The organism is Agrococcus beijingensis, assembly GCF_030758955.1.
GTDB lineage: Bacteria > Actinomycetota > Actinomycetes > Actinomycetales > Microbacteriaceae > Agrococcus > Agrococcus beijingensis.
Genome location: NZ_CP132360.1, coordinates 2283078 through 2300041, shown reverse-complemented (window position 1 = coordinate 2300041; position 16964 = coordinate 2283078). Strand labels below are relative to the sequence as shown.

General features: G+C 72.0%; 16 protein-coding genes and 1 pseudogene. 10 read left to right on the top strand and 7 right to left on the bottom strand.

The features are described 5' to 3' along the window. Positions 1 to 2 precede the first annotated feature (2 nt). The 4 genes from qcrC to Q9250_RS11190 all read left to right on the top strand — a co-directional run bounded on the left by qcrC (position 3) and on the right by Q9250_RS11190 (position 4700). Positions 3 to 818, top strand: a complete 816-nt coding sequence (qcrC, locus tag Q9250_RS11205) for a cytochrome bc1 complex diheme cytochrome c subunit (RefSeq protein WP_479688794.1) — start codon at positions 3 to 5, stop codon at positions 816 to 818. A 30-nt stretch (positions 819 to 848) separates the two neighbouring features. Further along, the gene (qcrA, locus tag Q9250_RS11200) at positions 849 to 1961 is read left to right on the top strand and encodes a cytochrome bc1 complex Rieske iron-sulfur subunit (RefSeq protein WP_306231960.1); all 1113 of its coding nucleotides are present in this window, start codon (positions 849 to 851) and stop codon (positions 1959 to 1961) included. Further along, the gene (gene qcrB / locus Q9250_RS11195; RefSeq protein ID WP_306231959.1) at positions 1958 to 3544 is read left to right on the top strand and encodes a cytochrome bc1 complex cytochrome b subunit; all 1587 of its coding nucleotides are present in this window, start codon (positions 1958 to 1960) and stop codon (positions 3542 to 3544) included. Before qcrA ends, qcrB begins: the two co-directional genes overlap by 4 nt. A 112-nt stretch (positions 3545 to 3656) precedes the next feature. Continuing rightward, positions 3657 to 4700 carry an LLM class flavin-dependent oxidoreductase gene (locus tag Q9250_RS11190; protein WP_306231958.1) on the top strand — a complete coding sequence of 348 codons (1044 nt, stop codon included), beginning with the start codon at positions 3657 to 3659 and terminating at the stop codon, positions 4698 to 4700. On the opposite strand, the gene Q9250_RS11185 is transcribed toward Q9250_RS11190, so the two are convergent. Continuing rightward, positions 4697 to 5860: a phosphotransferase family protein gene (locus tag Q9250_RS11185; RefSeq protein WP_306231957.1), complete on the bottom strand. Its 1164-nt coding sequence runs from the start codon at positions 5858 to 5860 to the stop codon at positions 4697 to 4699. The genes Q9250_RS11190 and Q9250_RS11185 overlap by 4 nt on opposite strands. 59 nt (positions 5861 to 5919) lie before the next feature. Between Q9250_RS11185 and Q9250_RS11180 the strand changes: the two genes are divergently transcribed. Further along, positions 5920 to 6972, top strand: a complete 1053-nt coding sequence (locus Q9250_RS11180; RefSeq protein WP_306231956.1) for an FUSC family protein — start codon at positions 5920 to 5922, stop codon at positions 6970 to 6972. On the opposite strand, the gene Q9250_RS11175 is transcribed toward Q9250_RS11180, so the two are convergent. Next, on the bottom strand, positions 6930 to 7445 hold the full coding sequence (locus Q9250_RS11175) for a hypothetical protein (protein ID WP_306231955.1): 516 nt from the start codon (positions 7443 to 7445) through the stop codon (positions 6930 to 6932). The two genes, Q9250_RS11180 and Q9250_RS11175, sit on opposite strands and share 43 nt — an antisense overlap. Before the next feature lie 33 nt (positions 7446 to 7478). Here Q9250_RS11175 and Q9250_RS11170 point away from each other — a divergent pair, with 33 nt between their 5' ends. Beyond that, on the top strand, positions 7479 to 7943 hold the full coding sequence (locus Q9250_RS11170) for a phosphohydrolase (protein WP_306231954.1): 465 nt from the start codon (positions 7479 to 7481) through the stop codon (positions 7941 to 7943). Positions 7944 to 7997: 54 nt separating this feature from the next. On the opposite strand, the gene Q9250_RS11165 is transcribed toward Q9250_RS11170, so the two are convergent. The 5 genes from Q9250_RS11165 to Q9250_RS11145 form a co-directional block, all read right to left on the bottom strand. Further along, positions 7998 to 9062, bottom strand: coding sequence for a lipid II:glycine glycyltransferase FemX (locus Q9250_RS11165; protein ID WP_306231953.1), 1065 nt, complete (start codon positions 9060 to 9062; stop codon positions 7998 to 8000). 55 nt (positions 9063 to 9117) lie between these two features. Continuing rightward, complete coding sequence (locus tag Q9250_RS11160) at positions 9118 to 10170, bottom strand: lipid II:glycine glycyltransferase FemX (protein WP_306231952.1); 1053 nt, start codon at positions 10168 to 10170, stop codon at positions 9118 to 9120. Next, positions 10167 to 11240, bottom strand: coding sequence for a lipid II:glycine glycyltransferase FemX (locus tag Q9250_RS11155; RefSeq protein ID WP_306231951.1), 1074 nt, complete (start codon positions 11238 to 11240; stop codon positions 10167 to 10169). The genes Q9250_RS11160 and Q9250_RS11155 overlap by 4 nt, the downstream gene beginning before the upstream one ends. Before the next feature lie 130 nt (positions 11241 to 11370). After that, positions 11371 to 12549, bottom strand: a complete 1179-nt coding sequence (locus tag Q9250_RS11150; protein WP_306231950.1) for a glycerate kinase — start codon at positions 12547 to 12549, stop codon at positions 11371 to 11373. A 27-nt stretch (positions 12550 to 12576) separates the two neighbouring features. Further along, positions 12577 to 13395 (bottom strand): EI24 domain-containing protein, encoded by an 819-nt coding sequence (locus Q9250_RS11145; protein ID WP_306231949.1) that lies wholly within the window; start codon positions 13393 to 13395, stop codon positions 12577 to 12579. A 354-nt stretch (positions 13396 to 13749) separates the two neighbouring features. Between Q9250_RS11145 and Q9250_RS11140 the strand changes: the two are divergent. The 4 genes and pseudogenes from Q9250_RS11140 to Q9250_RS11125 form a co-directional block, all read left to right on the top strand. After that, positions 13750 to 14667 (top strand): annotated as a pseudogene (locus Q9250_RS11140) (DMT family transporter); the annotation flags it as partial. 84 nt (positions 14668 to 14751) lie between these two features. After that, positions 14752 to 15009, top strand: a complete 258-nt coding sequence (locus Q9250_RS11135) for a DUF7218 family protein (RefSeq protein WP_306233987.1) — start codon at positions 14752 to 14754, stop codon at positions 15007 to 15009. A gap of 54 nt (positions 15010 to 15063) precedes the next feature. Then, positions 15064 to 15546 carry a DUF6328 family protein gene (locus Q9250_RS11130; protein WP_306231948.1) on the top strand — a complete coding sequence of 161 codons (483 nt, stop codon included), beginning with the start codon at positions 15064 to 15066 and terminating at the stop codon, positions 15544 to 15546. Between the two features lie 153 nt (positions 15547 to 15699). Further along, entirely contained in the window at positions 15700 to 16893 is a 1194-nt protein-coding gene (locus Q9250_RS11125; protein WP_306231947.1) for a MalY/PatB family protein, read from the top strand. Positions 16894 to 16964 lie beyond the last annotated feature (71 nt).

Below are 16964 nucleotides of genomic sequence, written 5' to 3'. Positions count from 1 at the left end.
GACTGAGAACGTTGGCATCACGCAAGAAGACCGGTCGCAGGCACCCCCTCGCCAGCGCGGCACTGCTCATGATCGGACTCGTCGCCGCGGGCGGCGCCTCCGTCGCGGTCGGCTCTGTCGCGAACGCGGAGCCCGCAGGCGCCCCGCTCGCACAGCAGCTGACGGCTGAGGACGGCGAGCTGCTGTTCCGCGCCAACTGCGCCACGTGCCACGGGCTGAACGCCGAGGGCACCGAGAACGGCGTCAGCCTCATCGGCGTCGGTGCGGCATCCGTCGACTTCCAGGTCATGACGGGCCGCATGCCGATGGCCATGCAGGGCCCGCAGGCAGAGCAGCGCGAACCGCAGTTCTCGCAGGAGCAGTCCGACGCGATGGGCGACTACATCGCCTCGCTGGCCCCCGGGCCGGGCATCCCCGACGAGGAGCTGCTCGACGTCTCGCAGGTCGATGACGAGGGCGTCGCCCGCGGCGCCGAGCTCTTCCGCATCAACTGCGCCATGTGCCACAACGTGGCCGGCGCCGGCGGTGCGCTCACCGAGGGGAAGTTCGCCCCGCATCTGAAGGACATCGACCCCGCGCACGTCTACGAGGCGATGCTCACCGGTCCGCAGAACATGCCCGTCTTCAACGACGCGAACATCTCCCCCGACGAGAAGCGCGAGATCCTCGCCTACCTCGACTACCTCGACAACAACCCGTCGGTCGGAGGCTTCGACCTCGGCGGGCTCGGCCCGGTCTCCGAGGGTCTCTTCATCTGGATCTTCGGCCTCGGCGGCCTCGTCGCCGTGACCGTGTGGCTCACCTCGAAGCCGAACTGATCCATGGCGCAGGACACAGGAAGGACCAGCATGTCGGCTGAAGACCAGTCCGCCCCCGCTGGGCACGATGTCGTCGTCTACGACCGTGGCGCCGCGATCGAGCGCACGGACGCGTTCGAGAACCCCGGTCTGCCGCCGCACCGCCCGCGCCAGACCGATCTCCACCCGCACAAGGAGCGGCGCGCGGAGCGCCAGGTCGTCGGCTGGTTCCTGGCCTCGATGCTCGGCTCGGTGCTGGCGATCGTCGCCTACATCGCCGTGCCCATCGAGCCCGGCAACATGACCAGCGTCAGGTTCAACAACCTGTTCCTCGGCCTCGCGATCGCCCTCGCCCTGCTGGGCGTCGGCATCGGCGGCATGCACTGGGCCCGCCAGCTCATGAGCAGCCACGAGGTCGTCGAGGAGCGCCACCTGTCGCGCGGCTCCGAGAAGAGCCGAGCCCGCTCGGTCGAGATCTTCCAGCTCGGCGACCAGGAGTCCGGGTTCTCGCGTCGCACGCTGATCCGCAACACGCTGATCGGCGCCGTCGCGCTCACGCCGCTGCCGGCGATCGTGCTCTTCCGCGACCTCGCTCCGGCGCAGGACGCCGTCGAGGCCATCTCCAACACGATGTGGACGGCAGGCGAGCGCCTCGCGCTCGACCCGACCGGCACCCCGATCCGCGCCGACCAGGTCACGGTCGGCTCCGCGTTCCACGTCATCCCCGAGTCGCTCGCCGACGTCGGTCACGACGAGGGCTACCTCGACCAGAAGGCGCTCGCATCGGTGCTGCTCATGCGCCTGCCGCTCGACCGCCTCAAGGAGGACCCGGATCGCGCCGGCTGGTCGTACGACGGCATCGTCGCCTACTCGAAGATCTGCACGCACGTCGGCTGCCCCGTGGCGCTGTACGAGCAGCAGACGCACCACCTCCTGTGCCCCTGCCACCAGTCGACCTTCGACGTCACCGAGCATGCCAAGGTCATCTTCGGCCCGGCGAAGCGCCCGCTGCCGCAGCTGCCCATCACCGTCGACGCCGACGGCTTCCTCGTCGCCCAGAGCGACTTCACCGAACCGATCGGCCCGTCGTACTGGGAGCGCCTGGGCCACGTCGACCCGGAGCACATCCCGGCGTCGGCAGCTGAGACGGAGCACCGCGCATGACCGCGACAGCCACGCGTGACACCTTCACCTCGAAGGCGTCGAACTACCTCGATGAGCGCACCAGCATCTCGACCATGGTCGCGGCCCTCGGCCGCAAGGTCTTCCCGGACCACTGGTCGTTCATGCTCGGCGAGATCATCCTCTACTCGTTCGTCGCGATCCTGCTCTCGGGCACGTTCCTGACGTTCTTCTTCGACCCGTCGATGACCGAGGTCCACTACGAGGGCTCGTACGTGCCGCTCAAGGGCATCGCGATGTCGGCCGCCTACGCCTCGTCGCTCGACATCTCGTTCGACATCCGCGGCGGCCTGCTCATGCGGCAGGTGCACCACTGGTCGGCGCTGCTGTTCGTGGCGGCCATCGGCCTGCACATGCTGCGCGTGTTCTTCACCGGCGCGTTCCGCAAGCCTCGCGAGATCAACTGGGTGATCGGCTTCGTGCTCTTCATCCTCGCGATGGCCGAGGGCTTCACCGGCTACTCGCTCCCCGACGACCTGCTGTCGGGCAACGGCCTCGCGATCATCAACGGCATGGTCAAGGGCATCCCGATCGTCGGCACCTGGATCTCGTACCTGTTCTTCGGCGGGCTGTTCCCCGGTGACGACATCGTGCCGAGGCTGTTCGTGCTGCACATCATGCTGCTGCCGGCGATCGTGATCGTGATGATCGGCGTGCACCTGGTGCTCATGGTCGTCAACAAGCACACCCAGTTCGCCGGCCCGGGCAAGACCAACGACAACGTGGTCGGCGCGCCGATCATGCCGCTGTTCGCCGCGAAGGCCGGATCGTTCTTCTTCATCGTCTTCGGCGTGCTGGTGCTGATCGCCTCGCTGTTCACGATCAACCCGATCTGGAACTACGGCCCTTACGACCCATCACCGGTCTCGGCGGGCACCCAGCCCGACTGGTACATCGGCTTCGCCGACGGCGCGCTGCGACTGGCGCCCGGCCTCGAGTCCGAGCTCTTCGGCCTGACGTTCTCGTGGAACATCCTGCTGCCGATGGCGGTGCTCGGCGCCTTCATCGTGCTGGTGATGTTCTACCCCTTCATCGAGCAGTGGATCACGGGCGACAAGCGCGAGCACCACATCGCCGAGCGTCCCCGCAACAACCCGACGCGCACGGCCATCGGCGCCGCGGGCATCGTGTTCTACGCCGTGATGTGGGCCGCGGCCTCGTCCGACCTGATCGCGACCCACTTCCGCCTCAACGTCTTCCAGGTCACCTGGTGGCTGCAGGCGACGCTCATCCTCGGCCCGATCATCGCCTACCTGCTGACGAAGCGGATCGCGCTCGGCCTGCAGAAGAAGGACCGCGAGATCCTGCTGCACGGCTACGAGTCCGGTCGCATCGTGCGCCGACCCGGCGGCGAGTTCGTCGAGGTGCACGAGCAGCTCGACGAGTACGAGTCGTGGAAGCTCAAGGCGTTCGACGACTACGAGCCCGTGATGGTCCGCCCGAACGCCAAGGGCAGGATCACCCCGGCCACGCACCTGCGCGCTGCGCTGACGCGCTGGTTCTTCGAGGACCGCATCAGCCCCGTCTCCCCCAAGGAGCTCGAGGCGACCAAGCGCCACCACTAGGCGCCAAGGCGCTGCACGCGAAGGGCCCGGTTCACCGCCGGGCCCTTCGTCGTTTCCATTCGAAGGAATGCCGGGACGCTCCGGACGTTCTCCTGCAGTGGAGAGGAAGCCCATGCCCATCGAGTTCGGTGTCCACACGTTCGCAGCCATCCCCGAGGTGGACGGCAAGCCCGTCCCGCACGCGCAGGCGCTGCGAGACACCGTCGCGGAGGGCATCGCCGCCGACCGCGCGGGCCTGGCGTTCTTCGGCCTCGGCGAGCACCACCGCGAGGACTTCGCGGCGAGCGCGCCCGAGATCGTGCTGGGCGCACTCGCCTCGGTGACCGAGCGCATCAACCTCGGCACCGCCGTCACTGTGCTGTCGTCGAACGACCCGGTGCGGGTGTTCGAGCAGTTCGCCACCCTCGACGGCCTCTCGAGCGGTCGCGCCGAGATGATCGTGGGCCGTGGCTCGTTCGTGGAGTCCTTCCCGCTGTTCGGCTATCGGCTCGAGGACTACGAGGCCCTCTTCGAGGAGCGCCTCGAGCTGCTCGCAGAGCTGGTCAAGGAGACGCCCGTGACCTGGTCGGGTCGCCTGCGCTCACCGCTCAAGGAGCAGCCGGTGTTCCCGCGCTCGCACGTCGCCGAGCACGGCGGCACCATGCCGGTGTGGGTCGGCGTCGGCGGCACCCCCGACTCGGTCGTGCGCACCGCCCACCACGGCTTCGACATGATGCTCGCCATCATCGGCGGCAGCCCCGCGCAGTTCGCGCCGTTCTCTGGCCTCTACCGGCGCGCGATGCAGGAGTTCGGGCACGAGGGCGGCCGAGTCGGCATGCACTCCCCCGGCCTCATCGCCGAGACCGACGCCGAGGCGAAGCGCATCCTCATGCCGCAGTGGATGGTCTACCGCAACCGCATCGGGCGCGAGCGCGGCTGGGGCGATGCCACCGAGCGCGAGTTCGAGGCCAGCGCCGCCGAGCACGGCGCCAACTTCGTCGGCAGCCCCGAGACGGTCGCGCAGAAGATCGTCTGGGCCGTCGAGACGCTCGGCGTCGAGCGCTTCGACCTGAAGTACGACTCCGGCACCAGCCACGCCGACAACCTGCGCTCGATCGAGCTGTTCGGCAACGAGGTCGTGCCCCGCGTGCGGCAGCTGCTGGGCGAGACGGCCTAGCCGAGCACGGCCACGGCGCGCTCCAGCAGCAGCTGCGCCGAGGCCGCGCCGCGGTCGTCTCCGCGACCGGCGCTCGCCAGCGCATGGCCCATCAGGTGCGTCGCGGCGATGGCCGCGACGCGCTGGTCGCCGCGCCAGCCGGCCTGGAGCTCGTCGGCGAACGCGCTGAGCGAGGCCCCCGCGGGCGTGCCCGCAGAGCGCTCCACCGCCGAGACCACGACGTGCCCGAACAGGGCGCCGCGGTCGTCGGCCGGGTCGCCGAGGCCTGCGGTGTCGATGTCGAGGATGCCGGTGATCACCGACGGGTCGTCCTCCGACACGAAGATCTGACCGAGGTGCAGGTCGCCGTGGATCGTCACCGGCCGTGGCACCTCGGTCGCCGCGTACCGCTCGTGCACGACCCGCGCCAGCAGCCCCGTCTGACGGGCGAAGACCGGCGCGGTCTCCTCCATCCGCTCCGCGTACCACTCGACCCGGCGAGCCAGGGACTCGCGCGCACCCACCGTCACCGACACCTGGGCGATGTGCTGCGTCAGCTGCTCGAGCCCCTGGGCGAAGCGCGCGCGGTCGATGCGCTCGAACACGTCGATCGCAGGCACGCCCGGCAGCTCGCCCAGCAGCACCAGCCCGGCATCGGAGAAGCCGATCGAGCGCGGCACCGGCACACCGGCCGCGCGGAAGCGCTCGTGGAGGTCGTGGATCGTCGAGGCCAGCGACGGATGCACCACCTTCGCGAACCAGCGCTCGGTGGCCGTGTCGACCCGCAGCACAGCGCGCTTGCCTGGGCGATAGGCCTCCATCCGAAGCCGCGCGCCCTCCGCGGCGATGCCGAACTTCGACAGCACCACGCCCGCAGCCTCGGGGTACGACACGGCCGGCAGCGAGGGCAGCGCTGGATCCTGCGGGTACGCCCACGCGGTGAGCCGGCGCCCGGCGGCGTCGAGCAGCTCGACCGTGTGCTCGTCGACCGGCGCGCTCGGCGAGGTGTTGACATAGATGGTGACGCGCTCGATGGAGTCGTCGCGGGTGCGCACGCCGCACGAGTAGCCGATGATGAAGCCCTCGTTCACCGGCTCGACGTCCTTCTGGGTGAAGTCGACCAGCTCGCGCCCGCTCTCGGAGACGAGCCGCATGAGCACTGCGGCGGCGTTGTCGAGCATTGACCCATCAAACACCGCGCGGATGCGGATCGCCTGCACGGCGCGCGTATCGTGAGGGCATGCGATGGCTCGAGCGGTTCACGACCGGCCAGCAGGAGTCATGGATCCAACTGCTCAAGGTGATCGTCGCGATCGCGCTCTCCTGGTTCGCGAGCACGCTGCTGACGGGCGTCGAGCTGCCGATCTTCGCCGCCATCGCCGCGCTGCTCGTGGTCGCGCCGAGCGTCAACCAATCGGTCGGCAAGGGCATCGAGCGCTCGGTCGGGGTGCTGGGCGGCGTCGTGCTGGCGTGGCTGTCGAGCCTCGTGCTCCCGAGCGGTCCGCTCATCGTGCTGCTCGTCACGATCGTCGCGGTGGTGCTGGCCCGGGTGCTGCGGCTCGCGCCCATGGCAGCCAACCAGCTGCCCATCAGCGCGATGATCCTGCTCGCGCTCGGAGCCGGCTCAGGACCGCTGTTCGGCTTCGAGCGAGTGGTCGAGACCGTCATCGGGGCGGCGGTCGCCCTGCTCATCAACCTCGTCGTCGTGCCGCCCGTGCACCACGAGCCTGCCGAGCGCGAGCTGCGCGGGCTCGCGCACGAGGTCGCCGAGGCCTACGAGCGCGCCGCCGCCGCGCTCCGCAGCCCCGAGCCCGTGCGCGGCGACGCGCTGCTGCAGGACGCCAGAGACCTCCGCGACAGCATCAAGCGCGCCCGCGCCGCCATGGACGCGCTCGAGGAGTCGACGCGGCTCAATCCGCGCACGAAGGCGCTGCGGGAGCGGATCGAGCGCGACGAGCGGCTGCTGCTGGCGCTCACGGTGCTCGTGAACCGGGTGATCGGGATGTCGAGGTCGATCGTCGACCGCTTCGAGCCATCCCTCTCCTCCGATCCGACGGTGGCGCGCATCGCCGGCGAGACGCGCAAGATCGCCGGCGCCGTGCGGCTGCTCGTCGACCGGCAGGCGGTCGACGACGGCCGCACCCGCTCGATGCCCGCGGTGGATGGCCCGCTGCTGACCGAGCCGATCGTGGTGCCTCGGCCGCATCCGCAGCACTGGGTGCTGATCGGCGCGCTCCTCGAGGACGTCCGTCAGGCTCGCGAGTCGCTCGAGGCGGAGGGCGACGGCGCGTAGGGCGTCAGCCACTGCAGCCGCCAGAACTCCTCGGCGGAGAGCTCGAAGGAGTGCGTGTCGATCGAGACCGAACGCCGCACGTCGTCGGGGTCGAGGTGCGGCCGCGCGAGGATCGAGACCGCGCTCTGCCCCAGCAGCGACGACCGGCCGTAGTGGATCGCGAGGATGTCGCCGGTCGCCGGGGTGTCGGAGACGACGTAGGCGCTCGCCAGCAGCCGCGAGCGGCCCAGCATGCGCCACGAGAAGTGCTGCCCGGCCCAGGTGGCCTCGGCGATCACCTCGCGGTCGCCCTTGTCGGGCCGGTGGTACTCGTAGACCTCGCGCAGCTCGAGCGGCGAGGGGTTCACCAGCTCGAAGGTGACCCGTGGGTTCTTGCGCTGCGCGTTGGCCCAGTACGGGAACGTCGTGGCGCGGATCGCCCACGTGCCGCGCAGCAGACGAGCGAGCTCTGCGGGATCGGCGACGCGTGACATGCGTTCAGGATAGCCAACGGTTACGCTCACGGCATGACGACCGGCGAGCTGACGCACGCGATCACGGTGGCTGCGCGCGCGTACGCGGGCCGCACCGACCGTCAGGGCGAGCCCTACGTGGCCCACGCCATCCGGGTCATGCTCGACGTCGAGGGCGACGAGGCCCGAACCGTGGCGATGCTGCACGACGTGATCGAGTGGGGCTCGATGACGGCCCACGGGCTGCTCGGCGAGCACTTCCCCGATGCCATCATCGAAGCGGTCGACGCGCTCACCGTGCGGCACGACGAGCCGCTCGAGCAGGCCATCGCGCGCATCCGCCGGCTGCCGCTCGCGGCGGCCGTCAAGCGCGCCGACCTGCGCGACAACGCCCAGCAGTGGCGGCTCGACGCGATGCCCGATGCCGAGACGCGCGAGCGCATGCTGCGGCAGTACCGCCGCGCCGCCGAGCTGCTCGGCACGACGCTCGACGAGCTCTGCGGTCGCCCGGTGCGCTGACGGCCAGTGCGCTGACGCCCGGTGCACTGACGACCGCTGCGCTGACCCCAGCCGCTACCAGATGCCGAACGGCCGCCGCCGCACGCGCCGCTCGATCGGCAGCAGCAGCCGCAGGAAGAGGCGGTAGCGGGCGGCGTCGAGCACGAGGTCGTGGGTCGGCAGGTGGTCGACGATCGGGCCGAACACCCGCTTGAAGACCCCGGGGCCGTGCAGTCGGTGCGAGGTGTCGTCGGCCTGCCACGACGGCGGTGTCGCGTAGGCGTCGTAGACCTCGGCGCCCTGCTCCTTGAACCACTGCATCGCCGTCCAGCGGATCAGGTGCGCGCCGCCGCGGATCGCCCGGTCGGGCACCGAGCCGCCGTCCTTCGCGAGGGCGTAGCGCCCGAAGCGGAGCATGAAGGCGGATGCCTGGGGGCCGTCGTGCGCACCGTCGTACCCGAACCAGAAGTGGCCGCTCCCCTGCGCCATGGCGGCGCCCCAGAGCGTGCGGTAGTACTCGTAGGGCTTCATGCCCTCGACGCCCTTGCCGCCCGAGACGGTCTGCATGAGCTCGTACATCGTGCGGTAGGTGGCCTCGCCGGGCTCGACCTTCTCGACCCGGTAGCCGTTGCGCTCCGCGTAGCGGATGTGGTTGCGCAGGCTCTTCTTGAAGCCGGCGAAGATCTCGTCGACCGGGCGCGTCAGGTCGACGAGCACCGTGTAGGTGTTCTGCTGCACCGGGTTGGCGGCGCGGAAGCCGGCGTCGGCGAGCACGGCGCGGTGCTCGGGCGTGTCGATCTCGAACGGCTCGACCTTGACGGCGTACACGCCCTTGGCGGCACCGGTCGTCGCGGCGCGGAGCGCGGCGGCGAGCTGCGGGAAGTCGGCCAGCGCGGCGCCGGGGCCGCTGGCGAAGTACCAGAACCGGCCCGCGAGCGAGCGGTGCTCGAGCGCGAGCGCGTAGACCGCGGCGCCGTCGGTCGACGAGAGCACCAGGTGCCGCGGGTGCAGCCGCTCGGTGCGCTTGACCGCGGCGTAGGCGCTCGACTGCGTCCACTGCCCGCCGTCGGGGTTCGTGCGCACCAGCGCATCCCAGTCGCCGATCTCGGCGCTCGTCGCGTCGCGCACCGTCCAGCTCATCGCCGTCGTCTCCTTCACCACGTGCCGATCACCGAGCCCAGATCACCGCAGGCCATCACCACAGGCCCGTGTACCGCTTCTTGACGCGCCACTCGACCGGCCGCACGTACTTCCGCCACACCTGCTGGGCGCCGGGGCGGAGCAGGATGTCGTGGCTCGGCGCGAAGTCGACGATCTCGCCGAACTGCTGCTTGAAGCGCGCCAGTCCCGCCATCCAGTGGTCGGGGTCGTCCTTCGCCCAGGTGGGCGGGGCGCCCATCATGTCCATGCCGGTGAAGCCCCGCTCGCGGTAGTGCTTCGCGCGCGTCCAGCGGCCCAGGTGCGCGCCGCCCTCGATCAGGCGCTCCGGGCGCGAGCCCTCGTCCTTGTCGATCACGGTGCAGCCGAACGGAATGGTGAAGGTCACCGTCTGCGGCCCGTCGCCGCCGTCGTGCCCGAGCCACCAGTCGGCCTGGCCGCGCTTCGTGAACGCCCGCCAGATCGTCTTGTAGTACTGCTCGTCGCGCATGCCCTCGAGCCCCTGGCCGCCGCGGATCGTCTGCATCCGCTGCCAGGCGAGGTCGAACAGCGCCTCGTCGCCCTCGACCCGCTCGATCGTGAAGCCGTCGCGCTCCGCACGGCGGATGAGCTTCCGCGCGGTCTTCGAGAACGAGGCGAGGATCTCCTCCTCGGTGCGCTCCAGGTCGATGACGACGGTGTGCGTGTGCAGCTGCACGTCCTCTGCCTGGGTGAGCCCGGCATCCGCCAGCATCGTCATCGTCTCGGGGGTGCGCGGCAGCCGCGGCTCGACCTTCACCGAGATGAGGCGTGGCTCCTCGCGCGCGACGAACGCACGCGTGGCGGCGACGACGGCGCCCATGTCGGGGTGGAACGGGGCGCACGGGAAGTACCAGAAGCGGCCGACCCAGCCGTTGCGCTCGAGCGCGAGCGCGTAGACGGGCTGCTCGGCCTCGTAGACGAGGTGGTGGGTGGCGAAGCCGTCCCACCGCTTCAGCTCGGCGAACGCGAGCGTCTGGGTGAACTGCCCGCCGTCGGGGTTCTGCAGCACCAGGGCGTCCCAGTCGCGGAGCTCGGCATCGGTGGCCCGTCGCAGTCGCATCTCGGTCATCGCAGGGTGTCCGGCCCCTTCGTGATGCGCCATTCGACGCGCCGCACGACCTGCTCCCACAGGCGGTGCCGCAGCGGGTGCAGCACGAGGTCGAAGGAGGGCAGGAAGCTCGTGATGGGCCCGAAGCGCAGCTTGAACTGGGCAAGGCCGTAGAACGGATGCGTCTCGTCGTCGGCGCGGTCGGCCGGCGGTGTGCCGGCGAGGTCGAAGGCGAGCCTGCCGTCGGCGATGCAGTCCTGCATGGCCGTCCAGAGCAGCAGCGCGGAGCCGCCGTTGATCTTGCGGTCGGGGCGCGAGCCGCCGTCCTTGTAGAGCGCGGTGCGCCCGGCGGTGGTGACGAAGATGCCCGCCTGCGGCTCGCCGCTGTCGTCGTCGTAGCCGAAGTAGACGCGGCCGGTGCCGGCCTTCGTGAACTCGCTCCAGAAGCGGTCGTAGTAGGCGCGCTCGCGCATGCCGGCCATGCCCTTGCCGCCGGCGACGGTGAGCATCATCGCGTGCATGCGGTCGAAGGTCTCCTGCGTCGGCTCTGGCCGCTCGACGCGGTAGCCCTTCTTGACGGCGCCGCGCACCTGCCGACGGATCATCTGCGAGAACGAGGCGAAGAGCTCCTCCTCGCCCTGGGCGAGGTCGAGCACGACCGTGTGCGTCATCACCTGCATGTCGCGGCTCTGCTCGAGTCCGAGGGCGACGAGCTCGGCGATGCGCTCCTCGGAGCGCTCGAGGTGCGGCTCGATCTTGACCACCAGCAGCCCGGACTCCGCGCTCGCGAAGGCCCGCAGCGCCTCGACCACCGGCGCCATGTCGGTGGCGGTGGGGCCCATCGGCAGGTACCAGTAGCGGCCGAGCGAGACCCTGCCCTCGAGGACGAGGGCGTGGATGCGCTCGGTCGCGCCCGAGGGCGTCGGGGCGTCGATCACGAGGTGCACGGGCGTCAGCCCGTCGATGCGCTTCGTCTCGGCGAACGCGCTCGACTGCACCATGTGGCCGCCGTCGGGGTTCGACTCGATGCGCGCATCCCAGTCGGCGATCTCTTCGGGGGTGGCGCGGCGCACGGAAGCTGGAGTGGGCATGGAACCTCTCGAGGTGGCTAGCAGCCCCCAGCCTACGGCGACCCCACCGGGCGTGCGGGTGCGCCGCGCGCCGCGCGCTCGAACGGGACGCCGCGAGCGTCGGGTCAGCGCGGGGGTCGGCGCGGCCGGGTCAGGCGCGCTCGCGCCCCGGCAGCGCGGCGGCGATCAGGGCGCACGCGTGCGCCGCGGTCTCGGCGACGCACTCCTCGGCGCGCGACACGAGCTCGTCGAGCGTCGCCGGCCCGTCGGCGATCGAGAACGCGGCGGTCACGCCGGCTGCGCGCGTCTCGGCCGCCGTGAGCCGCACGCTGCCGGCGATGACGACGATGGGCGTGCCGTGCGGCACCTCGCGGCGCACGAGGTCGACGACCTTGCCGCCGAGCGACTGGCTGTCGAAGCGCCCCTCCCCCGTGAGCACGAGCGAGGCCCCGCGCATCGCTGCGCGCACCCCGATCGCCTCGGCGACGAGGTCCGAGCCAGCGACGGTCTCGGCGCCCAGCAGCGCGACGGCGGCGAGCGCCATCCCGCCGGCCGCGCCGAGGCCGGGCCGATCGAGGTAGTCCTCGAGCTCGGCGCCGGTGGTGGCGGCGAGCACTCGCGCCAGGTGCGCGAGCCCCGCATCGATCGCGGCGATGTCGTCGGGGCCGGCGCCCTTCTGGGGACCGAACACCGCGGCCGCGCCACGGGGCCCGCAGAGCGGGTTGTCGACGTCGACGGCGATCCGCCATCCCGCCGCGATCGCCCTGCGGTCGAGCCCTGCGGCGTCGACGCTGCGGATGTCGGCGAGCCCGCGCGCTCCCGGCCGCACCTGCTGGCCGCGCTCGTCGAGGAACCGCGCGCCCAGCGCCGTCAGGAGGCCGACGCCGCCGTCGCTGGTCGCCGACCCGCCGATGCAGAGCAGCAGCTCACGGCCGCCGCCGTCGAGGGCTGCGAGCGCGATGGTGCCGACGCCCGCGGTGTCGGCGTCGAGCGGCTGCAGCGGGCGATCGGCGATCCACGGCAGGCCGTTGGCCTCGGCGGCCTCGATGATCGCGGTCGCGCCGTCGGCGCTCATCCCGTATCGGGCGTCACGGGGGCGCCCGAGCGCGTCGGCGGCGCGCACGCCGCGCGACTGCTGGCCCCACGCCTCGAGCATCGCGTCGAGCGTGCCCTCCCCGCCGTCGGCGAGCGGCAGGGCGAGGTAGTCGGCGTCGTCGCCGAAGACGCTCCTGGCGCCGAGCAGCATCGCTCGGGCCGCTGCCGCCGCGGAGCAGCTGCCCTTGAACGAGTCGGGAGCGGCGACGATCAGGGGGCGGCGGGGTGCATGCACGTCCAGAGTCTAGAGAGCGACAGGGCCTCAGGGCTGCGCCGGCGCGGCGCTCGGATCGGCGGGGTCGGCGGCGTCGGCGGTGTCGGCGGCGTGGGTCGGCTCGCCGCGCAGGTCGCGCACCAGCAGCGTGGCGCCGACGATCGCGACGGGCGTGGCGATCACCGCGACGCCGGGGATCAGCAGCAGCAGGTAGGCGACGACGCCGAAGCCCATCGAGCGCCAGGTGTTGGTGCGCAGCAGCGCGCGCCGCTCGACGAGCGTCATGCCGCGGGCGTCGCCGGCGTAGCCGGTGAGCTCGCGCGCCAGCGCCTGGCCGCCGAGGATCGCGCCGAGCGTGAGGCCCAGCACCGTGCCCACGAGCGGGATGAGCCCCACGACGAAGACGACGGCGGCCGTGCCGATGGCCATGCCGACCAGCACGGCCGTGTCGCGCACGCCCTTGCGGATCGATGCCCACAGCCCCAGGTCGACCGGCTCGCCGGCGGTGCCCAGGCGTCGGTCGACGGCGCGCGAGATGCGCTCGTAGAACGGGTCGCCGACGGCGAGGGTGACGGCGGCGAAGGTGAGCACGCAGAGCACCACGACGCCCACCAGCATCCCGAGCCCCAGGGCCAGTCGCAGCAGGCCCGACCACTGCTCGTCCCAGCCGTCGGCGAAGGGCGTGAGCGCCTCGGCCCAGCCGCCCACCTGGAAGCCCAGCAGCACGACCGCTGCCAGCATGATCGAGCCGACGATCAGGGCGGGCACGGCCCCCAGCGCCATGAGACCGGGATCCTTCGCCCAGGTGCCGAAGCCGCGCAGGAAGATGCCGGCTCCGGCGAGGAGATCGGAGACGCGCTGTCGCATGCCCTCCATGCTGGCACGCGCGGCTGGACGNTGCCAGCATGATCGAGCCGACGATCAGGGCGGGCACGGCCCCCAGCGCCATGAGACCGGGATCCTTCGCCCAGGTGCCGAAGCCGCGCAGGAAGATGCCGGCTCCGGCGAGGAGATCGGAGACGCGCTGTCGCATGCCCTCCATGCTGGCACGCGCGGCTGGACGGGCACGCGCGGCTGGACCGGCACGCGCGGCTGGACCGGCACGCGCGGCTGGACCGGCACGCGCGGCTGGACCGGCACGCGCGGCTGGGCTGGCAGGCGCGGCTGGGCCGGCACGCGCGGCTGGACCGCGACCGGCCCCGCGCTCCCTAGGATCGACCCATGCCGGTCCCCACCCCGCCCCGCGGATCGCACGCGATGGCGGTGCTGCTGGCAGCGGTGCTGTGGGGCACGACCGGCACGGTCGCCCACTTCGCGCCGGAGGGCTCGTCGGCGCTCGCGATCGGCCTGGCCACCTTCGCGATCGGCGGCGGCGTGCTCGCAGCCCTCTCGCTGCGCCGTGTGCTGGCGGTGCTGCGCACCCGCGCCGACCTCGGCTGGGTGCTCGCCGGCGCTGTCGGCGTCGTGCTCTACCCCGCGGCCTACTACCCGTCGATGACGCTCGCGGGCGTTGCGGTCGGCAACATCGTGGCGCTCGGCTCCGGCCCGATCTTCGCCGCGCTGCTCGAGGGGGCGATCGATCGCCGCCGGCCCGACGCCCGATGGGCGATCGCCACCGGGGTCGCGGTCGTGGGCATCGCGTTGCTGACGGTCGGCGGGCACGGCGCGACCGGCACGACGGCGGATGCGTCCGCCGCGCCCGCGGGCGTCGCACTCGCGCTCGTGGCCGGTCTGGGCTACGCCCTCTACTCGTTCGCCGGCGCGCGGCTCATCGGCCGCGGCGCGCCGGCGACCGGCGCCATGGGCGCGCTCTTCCTCGTCGGCGGCACCGCCTGCCTCGGTTGGCTCGTCGCGATCGGGCTGGGCACGATCGACCGGGGCACGACGGAAACGGCCGCCGGCGGCCTCGGCCCGCTGCTCTCCCCGGCCGGCATCCTGACGATCGGCTACCTGGGCCTGGTGCCCATGGCCCTCGCCTACCTGCTGTTCGGCTATGCCCTGCGCGTGCTGCCGTCGTCGAGCGCCACCACGATCGCGCTCGCCGAGCCGGTGGTCGCGACGGTGCTGGCCGTGCTGGTCGTGGGCGAGCGGCCCAGCGCGGTCGGCTGGATCGGGCTCGCCGTCGTCGCGGTCGGCATCGCGCTGCTGGCGCTGCCCCGCCCCTTGACGCGACGGCACGCCCGAGTAGGTTCGGGGTACAGGCCGAGACGAGAGGAGGGTGCCATGCCTGATCCGCACCTGAAGGACGAGCAGCTCTACGAGAAGCTCCGCGACGAGGGCAGCTCGAAGGAGAAGGCGGCCAGGATCTCGAACGCCGCGGCCCGCGACGGGCGCTCCGAGGTGGGCGAGCGCGGCGGCGAGGCGGAGTCCTACGAGGATCGCACGGTCGACGAGCTCAAGGACCGCGCGAAGGAGCTCGGCCTCGAGGGCTACTCCGACCTCAAGAAGTCCGAGCTGATCGACCGCCTGCGCAACCATTGAGCGCCGAGCGCGATCGCTCAGGCCGCGTCGAGCAGTCCGTGGCATGATCCTGCCGTGGACAGAGCGGAGCGTGGGCGCGACGAGACGCCTGAGCAGCGAGCGGATCGCAACTTCGCCGACATCCTGCAGGAGCTGCGGGTCGTCCTCACCGGCACGCAGCTGATCTCGGGCTTCCTGCTCGCCGTCGCCTTCCAGTCGCGCTTCACCGAGCTCGACCAGGACGAGGTGGTGCACTACCTGGTGCTCGTCGGCATCGCGGCGCTCGCGACCCTGCTCGGGATGACGCCGGTGGTGGTGCACCGCATCCACTTCCAGAAGAGCCTGAAGACCGAGATCGTGCAGCTCGCGAACGTGCTGCTGATGGCCACGCTCGCCGTCGTGTCGGTGCTCGTCGTCGGCGTGACCAGCTTCATCTTCGAGGTCGTGCTGTCGTCGAGCGCGGGCATCTGGGCGTCGGTGGTGTGCGCCGCGGTGGTCGTGGGCCTATGGTCGCTCGCCTGGTTCGTGCGCCGCAACGGCGCCGCCGCGCACGACTGACGCCCCGCATCCAGCCCCAGAGCGCTCGCTCGCCTCGCCGTGCTGCGCCGTGTTGCGCCGCGTTACCGACGCCTTCGCCGGCGACCCGGGCCCGGTGCGAGTCTGGCTGCAGAGAGCAGCGACGAGGGGGCAGGGATGGCGGCGCAGTGTCGCGTGGAGCACGCGTGGGACGGGATCCGGCGGGTCGACCTGGAGCGGCCGTCGAGCCGCAAGTGGAGCCTGCACCCGGGCACCATCGGCGCCTGGGTCGCCGAGATGGACTTCGGCACCGCACCGGCGGTGCGCGACGCGCTGCGGCGCGCGGTCGACGACGACGTGCTCGGCTATCTCTCCCCCGCCACCGCCGGCGAGCTCAGCGAGGCGACCGCCGCATGGCAGGCCGCCGAGCACGGCTGGCTGGTCGACCCCGAGCGGGTGCACGCCGTCTCCGACGTGATGGCGGCGCTCGGCGTCGCGGTCGAGGAGTTCTCGCCAGCGGGCTCGGCCGTGATCGTGCCGACCCCCGCCTACATGCCGTTCCTCACCTACCTCGAGCGCATCGGCCGTCGGGTCGTCGAGGTGCCAGGGGTCGTGGTCGACGGCCGCTGGCAGCACGACCTCGACGGCATCGACCGGGCGTTCGCCGCCGGTGCGGGCACGCTCGTGCTGTGCAACCCGCACAACCCCACCGGCACCGTGCTGCCGCGCGAGGAGCTCGAGCGCATCGCCGAGGTCGTCGAGCGGCACGGCGGCCGCGTCTTCGCCGACGAGATCCACGCGTCGATCCGCTTCGACGGGCGCGCGCACGTGCCCTACGCCTCCGTCTCGGCCGCCGCGGCCGCGCACGCGGTCACCGGCACCAGCGCGTCGAAGGCCTGGAACATCCCGGGCCTGAAAGCGGCGCAGCTCATCACCTCGAACGACGCCGACGAGGCGGTCTACCGCCGCTTCGGCTTTGCCGTCGCGCACGGCGCCTCGACGCTCGGCGTCATCGCCTCGACCGCCGCGTACCGCGATGGCCGCGCGTGGCTGGGCGATGCCGTCGGTTATCTGCAGCGCAACCGGGACCTGCTCGGCGCGCTGCTCGCCGAGCGCCTGCCCGACGTGCGGTGGACGCCGCCAGAGGCCACCTATCTCGCCTGGCTCGACCTGGCCGACCTCGAGCTCGATGCCCGCGGCCTCGCGACCTCGCCTGCGACGCTGTTGCGCGAGCGCGCCGGCGTCACCCTCACCGACGGCGCTCTGTGCGGGGCGGGCTTCGCGCAGCACGTGCGGCTCGTGTTCGCCACTCCGGCGCCGGTGCTCGAAGAGGCCGTCGACCGCATCGCGGCCGCCCTGCAACCGGCCGTCGCCGGTGCCGCCCGATGAGCGCCGACTGGGGATTCGCCACGCGCCAGATCCACGCGGGCGCCATCGTCGACGCCGAGGCCGGCGCGCGC